The sequence below is a fragment of the Daejeonella sp. genome (assembly GCF_030684675.1).
Taxonomy (GTDB): domain Bacteria; phylum Bacteroidota; class Bacteroidia; order Sphingobacteriales; family Sphingobacteriaceae; genus Daejeonella.
This window is the reverse complement of sequence record NZ_JAUXXZ010000030.1, coordinates 24085-30653: the sequence shown is the minus strand read 5'-3', so window position 1 is coordinate 30653 and position 6569 is coordinate 24085. Positions and strand designations below refer to the sequence as shown.

The following is a 6569-nucleotide window of genomic DNA, read 5'->3' as shown; positions in this document are numbered from 1 at the left end:
GCAAATGATTTGGTACTTAATAAGGATACTGCTGCAATTGCGAATGTTATAATTACTTTTTTCATCTGTTTGTTTATGTCTGTTTTAATTTGTTGATGTTGATAAGCTATAGACAAATTACAGACCAAGTGCCAAAGGGGCTAAAAAGAAGTTTTTTGAGAAAAATGAGGAAATTATACGGGATAATTTTTCCCGAATGGGGAATGAGGTACTCAAAGGAGTAGTGAGTAGTGAGATTTGATACGTATTCGATTGGTATTTATTGGTAATAATGAAAATTTGAGTAAAGATTACTCAATTGGTTTAGGGAATGCGTAACCCGTAATTAATCATTCGTAATCGATAACCCGTAATTCGTAATTAATAATCCGTAATTAATAATTAATAATCCGTTTTGCTCCAAACAAAAAAGGCTTGCGTGTTAAACGCAAGCCTTTTTTGTTTGGAGATAGAAATACTACTCTCCTTTCTTCTCTTCAGTATCAGCAGCAGGAGCTTCTTCAGTTGAATCAGCTTCTGGCGCTTCCTCAGCAGCTTCAACTTCTGCTACAGGAGCTTCAACAGCCTCAGCAGTTTCAACTTCAGCTACCGGAGCCTCAACAACTTCTACTTCTTCAGCAGCAACAACTGCTTTTGGAGTTTCTTTATCAGCCGTAGCTTTAGCGGAGGCTGATTTTGCTTTTGAACCACGACGGCGGGTTGTTTTCTTCTCGGCAGCTGCTGCATCACCACCTGTATAGATCTCGTTATAATCAACAAGTTCAATTAAGGCCATAGATGCATTATCACCTAAACGATTACCCATTTTAAGAATACGGGTATAACCTCCGGGACGGTTTGCAACTTTAGCAGCGATGTCGCGGAAAAGGATTGAAACTACTTCTTTGTTCTGTAAGTAACTGAATACTGTACGACGTGAGTGAGTAGTATCGTCTTTAGATTTAGTGATGATTGGTTCAACATACACACGTAAAGCTTTTGCTTTAGCAAGTGTAGTTGTGATGCGCTTGTGTAGGATAAGCGAAGAAGCCATATTAGCCAGCATCGCTCTGCGGTGACTGTCTGTACGACTTAAATGGTTTACTTTTTTACCGTGTCTCATTTTTTGTTGGGTTTTGCACGCGCATACCGTCAATCAACCTTTCGGGATCGGGAATTATGCATTTCGCTTATAATTATTCTTCGTCTAATTTAAATTTGGAAAGGTTCATACCAAAGGATAATCCTTTAGATTTAACCAGGTCCTGTATTTCTGTCAATGATTTTTTACCAAAGTTTCTGAACTTAAGCATGTCAGCAACATCATAAGAAACAAGATCAGCCAGTGAACGGATGTCTGCAGCTTTCAGGCAGTTCAATGCACGAACAGAAAGATCAAGATCAACCAATTCCATTTTAAGGATCTTACGCATGTGCAGGATTTCCTCATCAACTTCTTTAGTTTCTTCTTTAGCCTGAGATTCAAGCATGATATTCTCATCAGAGAATAACATGAAGTGATGAATCAGGATTTTAGCTGCTTCCTTCAATGCTTCCTCAGGATGAATTGAACCATCAGTAGCGATATCAAGAACCAATTTCTCATAATCTGTCTTCTGCTCAACACGGAAGTTTTCGATAGAATACTTCACATTTTTGATTGGAGTGTAGATCGAGTCGATTGCAATAACACCTAAAACAGCATCTGCATTCTTATTTTCTTCTGCGGCAACATAACCTCTGCCCTTGTTTACTGTCAATTCGATCTCCAGAGTTACTGAAGTCTCCATATTACAGATAACCAGATCAGAATTAAGAACCTCAAAATTATTGGAGAACTTACTGATATCACCAGCTTTAAACTGATCACTACCATTTATGATTACGAAAATCTTTTCATTATCACCAGATTCACCGGTCTTTTTGAAACGTACCTGCTTTAAGTTCAGAATAATCTCAGTTACATCTTCTACAACACCTTTAATTGTTGAGAATTCGTGGGATACTCCCGAAAAACGAACTGAAGTTATTGCAAAACCTTCCAGGGAAGATAAAAGTATTCTGCGTAATGCATTACCAATGGTTACACCGAAACCAGGCTCTAAAGGTCTGAACTCGAATGTTCCTTCGAAATCCGTAGATTTCTGCATGATAACTTTATCAGGTTTCTGAAATGCTAAAATTGCCATTTATCAAATTTGTTTATTGTTTATGGATATGAGATTTGAGATATGAGATTTAAGCTATGAGAAAGTTTACATCTCACATCTTAAATCTAAATCCCATATCTTATTTAGAGTACAATTCGACGATCAGATTTTCCTTGATGTTTTCAGGAATCTCATCACGAGTTGGATAGTTAAGGAATTTCCCTGTTAGGGTACTTGCATCCCAATCTAACCAGCTGAATTTATTTAATGTTCTTGCAGCCACTGCATGCGAAATCGCTTCCAGGGATTTAGAACGTTCACGTACAGCGATTACATCACCTGAGCGTAAAGAGTAAGATGCGATATTCACAACCTCACCATTTACAGTGATATGCTTATGACCTACCAGCTGACGGGCAGCAGAGCGGGTTGGAGCAATCCCTAAACGGTAAACAGTATTGTCGAGACGGGCTTCCAGGAATTTTAAAAGGTTATCGCCAGTAATTCCTTCTTTGGCAGATGCCTTATGGAAAAGATTTTCAAAATAACGTTCCAATACACCATAAGTGTATTTAACTTTTTGCTTCTCCATTAACTGAACTGCATATTCAGATTGCTTACCTCTTTTTCTGGAGGTACCATGCATTCCCGGAGGATAGTTTTTTCTCTCTAATGCCTTATCAGGACCGAAAATTGGTTCTCTGAATCTACGGGCAATCTTGGACTTGGGTCCGGTGTATCTAGCCATGTTTGTGGGTTTTTAAAGTATCTTTCAGCCCAAGGCTGAAGAATCTTAGCTTTAAAAAAATTTATTAATTATTATTTGTTAAACTCTTCTTCTTTTTGGAGGACGGCAACCGTTGTGCGGAAGCGGAGTAATATCCTGGATAGTTGTTACTTCAATACCTGCAGTCTGCAAAGTACGGATAGCAGACTCACGGCCTGAACCCGGTCCTTTTACATATACCTGAACCTTACGAAGTCCAAGATCATGTGCCACTTTAGCACAGTCACTTGCAGCCTGTCCGGCAGCATACGGAGTATTTTTCTTTGAACCTTTAAAGCCCATTTTACCAGCTGAAGACCAGCTGATTGTTTGGCCCTGAAGATTAGTCAGAGTAATGATGATGTTGTTGAATGTAGCATTCACGTGAGCTTCACCAATTGGCTCTACAATTACAACACGTTTCTTGGTAACTTTTTTAGTTTTTGCCATTTTTAGAGATTTGAGATGTGAGACTTATCCCGATGATCATCGGGACGGCACTCATATCTATTTCTTTTTATAATCATGAGCAGAGTATTACTGATATTCTCATATCTCAATACTCAATACTCATATCTAATTACTATTTAGTTGCTTTTTTCTTGTTTGCAACTGTTTTACGTTTTCCTTTACGGGTACGTGAGTTGTTTTTGGTACGCTGACCACGAACCGGAAGTCCCTTACGGTGACGAAGTCCACGGTAACAACCAATATCCATTAAACGCTTGATGTTCAACTGAACTTCTGAACGTAATGCACCTTCAACTTTGATCTCATCATTTATGAAACCACGTATTGCTGCTAACTGATCATCGGTCCATTCCTGTACTTTGATGTTCACATCAATTCCTGCATCTTTAAGGATCCGTTGTGCGGTTGCCCTTCCGATACCGAAAATGTAAGTAAGTCCGATCTCTCCTCTTTTGTTTCTTGGTAAATCAATACCTGCTATCCTTGCCATATTTTATTAAAAAGTTGACAGTTGACAGTTGACAGTTGAGTTTGCTATCGTCTAACAAAACCCACTAACAACGAACAACTAAATTTAATTTTATCCCTGACGTTGTTTGTACTTAGGGTTCTTTTTGTTAATCACATAAAGTACTCCCTTACGACGGATCACCTTACAATCAGCGCTGCGTTTTTTGATGGATGCTCTAACTTTCATCTTTTCTCTATTTGTATCTGTATGTTATTCTTCCTTTACTTAAATCATATGGTGACATTTCAAGCTTCACTTTATCTCCTGGTAAGATCTTGATGTAGTGCATCCTCATCTTTCCTGAAATATGCGCAATAATCTCATGTCCGTTTTCCAACTCGACCCGAAACATTGCATTTGACAACGCTTCCCTGATTATTCCGTCTTGTTCAATTGAAGCCTGTTTGGCCATATATTATTTAAGTTTTTCCTGTTTTTATTAATTCCTGTCTGGCTTGCTTCAATTATTTTATTGTAATTCGTTAAAACAATTGATTTACAATAACATATTATGTCTCTCAGCCAATCGGAACAGGGATGCAAAATTAAATAAAAATTTTTAATTTTTAATCTTTTTGTTTCAAAACTTCCTCAATGTATTGAAATGTTGAAAGAACGTCTGCTTTACCCTTTTTTACAGCCACCGAATGCTCATAATGAGCTGATGGCTTCTTATCAATCGTGCTCACCGTCCATCCATCTTCCCAGAATTTCACTCCGCCCTTCCCCCCATTGATCATCGGCTCTATCGCAATCACCATTCCTTCTTCGAGCTTTATACCTGAACCGCGTCTTCCATAATTAGGAACTTCAGGCTTCTCATGAAGTTTGAATCCTACCCCATGTCCTACCAGTTCCTTCACTACTCCAAAACCATTCTTTTCAGCATGTTGCTGAACAGCGTATCCCACATCTCCTACCCTCATTCCAACTACCGCTTTATCAATAGCCAGGTACAGGCATTCTTTAGTAACCTTTAGTAATCGCAGGGTCTCAGGATCTACATTTCCAATTGGAAAGGTATAAGCCGAATCGCCCACAAAATTATTCAATACCACTCCGCAGTCAACGGAGACAATATCTCCGTCTTTAATCACATATTCTCCGGGAAATCCGTGAACAACCTGATCATTTAAGGATATGCAAAGCGAGTATGGGAATCCGTTGTAGTTCAAAAAAGCAGGAACCCCTCCATGATCGCGGATGAATTCCTCTGCCAATTTGTTAAGTTGTATAGTCTTTACTCCTTCCCCGATAATCTTTGCTACTTCAGCAAGGGTTTTTGAAACAAGAAGATCACTTTCTCTGATCTTCTCAATCTCTTCGAGATTTTTGTAATGAATTTTAGACATGCATTTTACATTACCGGACCACCTGCCTGAACAGGAGTGCGACCTTTGATTCTGCCGGTCTTCATTAATCCATCGTAATGACGCATTAATAAATGACTTTCAATCTGCTGTAATGTATCCAAAACAACACCCACAAGAATTAACAATGAAGTTCCGCCAAAGAAATTGGCAAACTGACTGTTAACACCCATGATGATAGCTATTGAAGGCATAATCGCAATGATAGCAAGAAATACGGATCCCGGTAAGGTGATCTTTGAGATCACAGCATCAATATATTCACCCGTTGTCTTTCCTGGCTTAACACCCGGAACAAAACCTCCGTTCTTTTTCATATCATCTGACATCTGAACCGGATTAACGGTGATGGCAGTATAGAAAAAGGTAAAGGCTATGATCATAAAGGCAAAGGTCAGGTTATACGTCAAGGAAGTATAATCACTGAAAGATGCCAGAAATGAAGACTGTGCTGAAGGGAAGAAAGAGCCAATGGTAGTTGGAATGAACATAATCGCCTGAGCGAAAATGATAGGCATTACACCGGCTGCATTAACTTTTAATGGAATATACTGACGAACACCACCATATTGCTTGGCTCCTACAATCTTCTTAGCATACTGTACAGGAATCTTTCTCACTCCCTGAACAATCAGAATAGTAAACATCACTACCAGGAACAATGCTACGATTTCAACAATAAAGGAAATCAATCCTCCCTGAGCACCCATACGGGAATTGAACTCAGAAAGTATACCGAAAGGTAATTGGGCAATGATACCTACCATGATGATCAGGGAAATACCGTTTCCGATACCCTTATCAGTGATTTTCTCGCCTAACCACATTACAAACATCGTTCCTGCAGTTAATACACACATCGCAGTGATGGTGAATAATGGCTCCGATAATAAACGGGCATCAGGGCTGATCTGTGAACGAACATATCCAATAGCCTGTAATGCAGTGATGATAATAGTCAGGTAACGGGTAAACTGATTGATCTTTTTACGTCCGCTCTCACCCTCTTTCTGTAATTTCTGAAAATAGGGTACAGCAATACCTAATAACTGAACCACGATGGATGCAGAAATATATGGCATTACACCTAATGCGAAAATGGATGCTCTGGAAAATGAACCTCCGGCAAACATGTTCAGCAATCCAAGTAATCCTTCTTTGGCCTGCTGGTCATCAAGAGATGCCGAGTCAACCCCAGGAATTACAATAAATGAACCTATTCTATAAATTAAAAGGCATAAGAGCGTGAAAAGAATCCGCGCTCTAAGGTCTTCAATTTTCCAGATGTTGGATAGCGTAGTAAAAAGCTTCTTCATGTATAA

General features: G+C 39.0%; 9 protein-coding genes. All 9 read right to left on the bottom strand.

The features are described from left to right. Window positions 1-457 precede the first annotated feature (457 nt). Complete coding sequence (gene rplQ, locus Q8M41_RS06170; protein WP_305364372.1) at window positions 458-1102, bottom strand: 50S ribosomal protein L17; 645 nt, start codon at window positions 1100-1102, stop codon at window positions 458-460. Window positions 1103-1175: 73 nt separating this feature from the next. Beyond that, window positions 1176-2168 (bottom strand): DNA-directed RNA polymerase subunit alpha, encoded by a 993-nt coding sequence (locus Q8M41_RS06165; protein ID WP_305364371.1) that lies wholly within the window; start codon window positions 2166-2168, stop codon window positions 1176-1178. A 100-nt stretch (window positions 2169-2268) separates the two neighbouring features. Further along, window positions 2269-2877, bottom strand: coding sequence for a 30S ribosomal protein S4 (gene rpsD / locus Q8M41_RS06160; RefSeq protein WP_305364370.1), 609 nt, complete (start codon window positions 2875-2877; stop codon window positions 2269-2271). Between the two features lie 78 nt (window positions 2878-2955). Next, the gene (gene rpsK, locus Q8M41_RS06155) at window positions 2956-3345 is read right to left on the bottom strand and encodes a 30S ribosomal protein S11 (protein ID WP_305364369.1); all 390 of its coding nucleotides are present in this window, start codon (window positions 3343-3345) and stop codon (window positions 2956-2958) included. Window positions 3346-3478: 133 nt separating this feature from the next. After that, the gene (rpsM, locus tag Q8M41_RS06150; RefSeq protein ID WP_305364368.1) at window positions 3479-3856 is read right to left on the bottom strand and encodes a 30S ribosomal protein S13; all 378 of its coding nucleotides are present in this window, start codon (window positions 3854-3856) and stop codon (window positions 3479-3481) included. A gap of 90 nt (window positions 3857-3946) precedes the next feature. Continuing rightward, window positions 3947-4063, bottom strand: a complete 117-nt coding sequence (gene rpmJ, locus Q8M41_RS06145) for a 50S ribosomal protein L36 (RefSeq protein WP_079702220.1) — start codon at window positions 4061-4063, stop codon at window positions 3947-3949. A 7-nt stretch (window positions 4064-4070) separates the two neighbouring features. Beyond that, window positions 4071-4289, bottom strand: a complete 219-nt coding sequence (gene infA / locus Q8M41_RS06140; RefSeq protein ID WP_026897900.1) for a translation initiation factor IF-1 — start codon at window positions 4287-4289, stop codon at window positions 4071-4073. Window positions 4290-4443: 154 nt separating this feature from the next. Further along, entirely contained in the window at window positions 4444-5229 is a 786-nt protein-coding gene (gene map, locus Q8M41_RS06135) for a type I methionyl aminopeptidase (protein ID WP_305364367.1), read from the bottom strand. A gap of 5 nt (window positions 5230-5234) precedes the next feature. Beyond that, the gene (secY, locus tag Q8M41_RS06130; RefSeq protein WP_305364366.1) at window positions 5235-6563 is read right to left on the bottom strand and encodes a preprotein translocase subunit SecY; all 1329 of its coding nucleotides are present in this window, start codon (window positions 6561-6563) and stop codon (window positions 5235-5237) included. Window positions 6564-6569: the final 6 nt, after the last annotated feature.

Coding starts and splice junctions, on each gene's coding strand:
- rplQ (WP_305364372.1), bottom strand. CDS start 1,102: ATGAGACACGGTAAAAAAGTAAACCATTTAAGTCGTACAGACAGTCAC.
- Q8M41_RS06165 (WP_305364371.1), bottom strand. CDS start 2,168: ATGGCAATTTTAGCATTTCAGAAACCTGATAAAGTTATCATGCAGAAA.
- rpsD (WP_305364370.1), bottom strand. CDS start 2,877: ATGGCTAGATACACCGGACCCAAGTCCAAGATTGCCCGTAGATTCAGA.
- rpsK (WP_305364369.1), bottom strand. CDS start 3,345: ATGGCAAAAACTAAAAAAGTTACCAAGAAACGTGTTGTAATTGTAGAG.
- rpsM (WP_305364368.1), bottom strand. CDS start 3,856: ATGGCAAGGATAGCAGGTATTGATTTACCAAGAAACAAAAGAGGAGAG.
- rpmJ (WP_079702220.1), bottom strand. CDS start 4,063: ATGAAAGTTAGAGCATCCATCAAAAAACGCAGCGCTGATTGTAAGGTG.
- infA (WP_026897900.1), bottom strand. CDS start 4,289: ATGGCCAAACAGGCTTCAATTGAACAAGACGGAATAATCAGGGAAGCG.
- map (WP_305364367.1), bottom strand. CDS start 5,229: ATGTCTAAAATTCATTACAAAAATCTCGAAGAGATTGAGAAGATCAGA.
- secY (WP_305364366.1), bottom strand. CDS start 6,563: ATGAAGAAGCTTTTTACTACGCTATCCAACATCTGGAAAATTGAAGAC.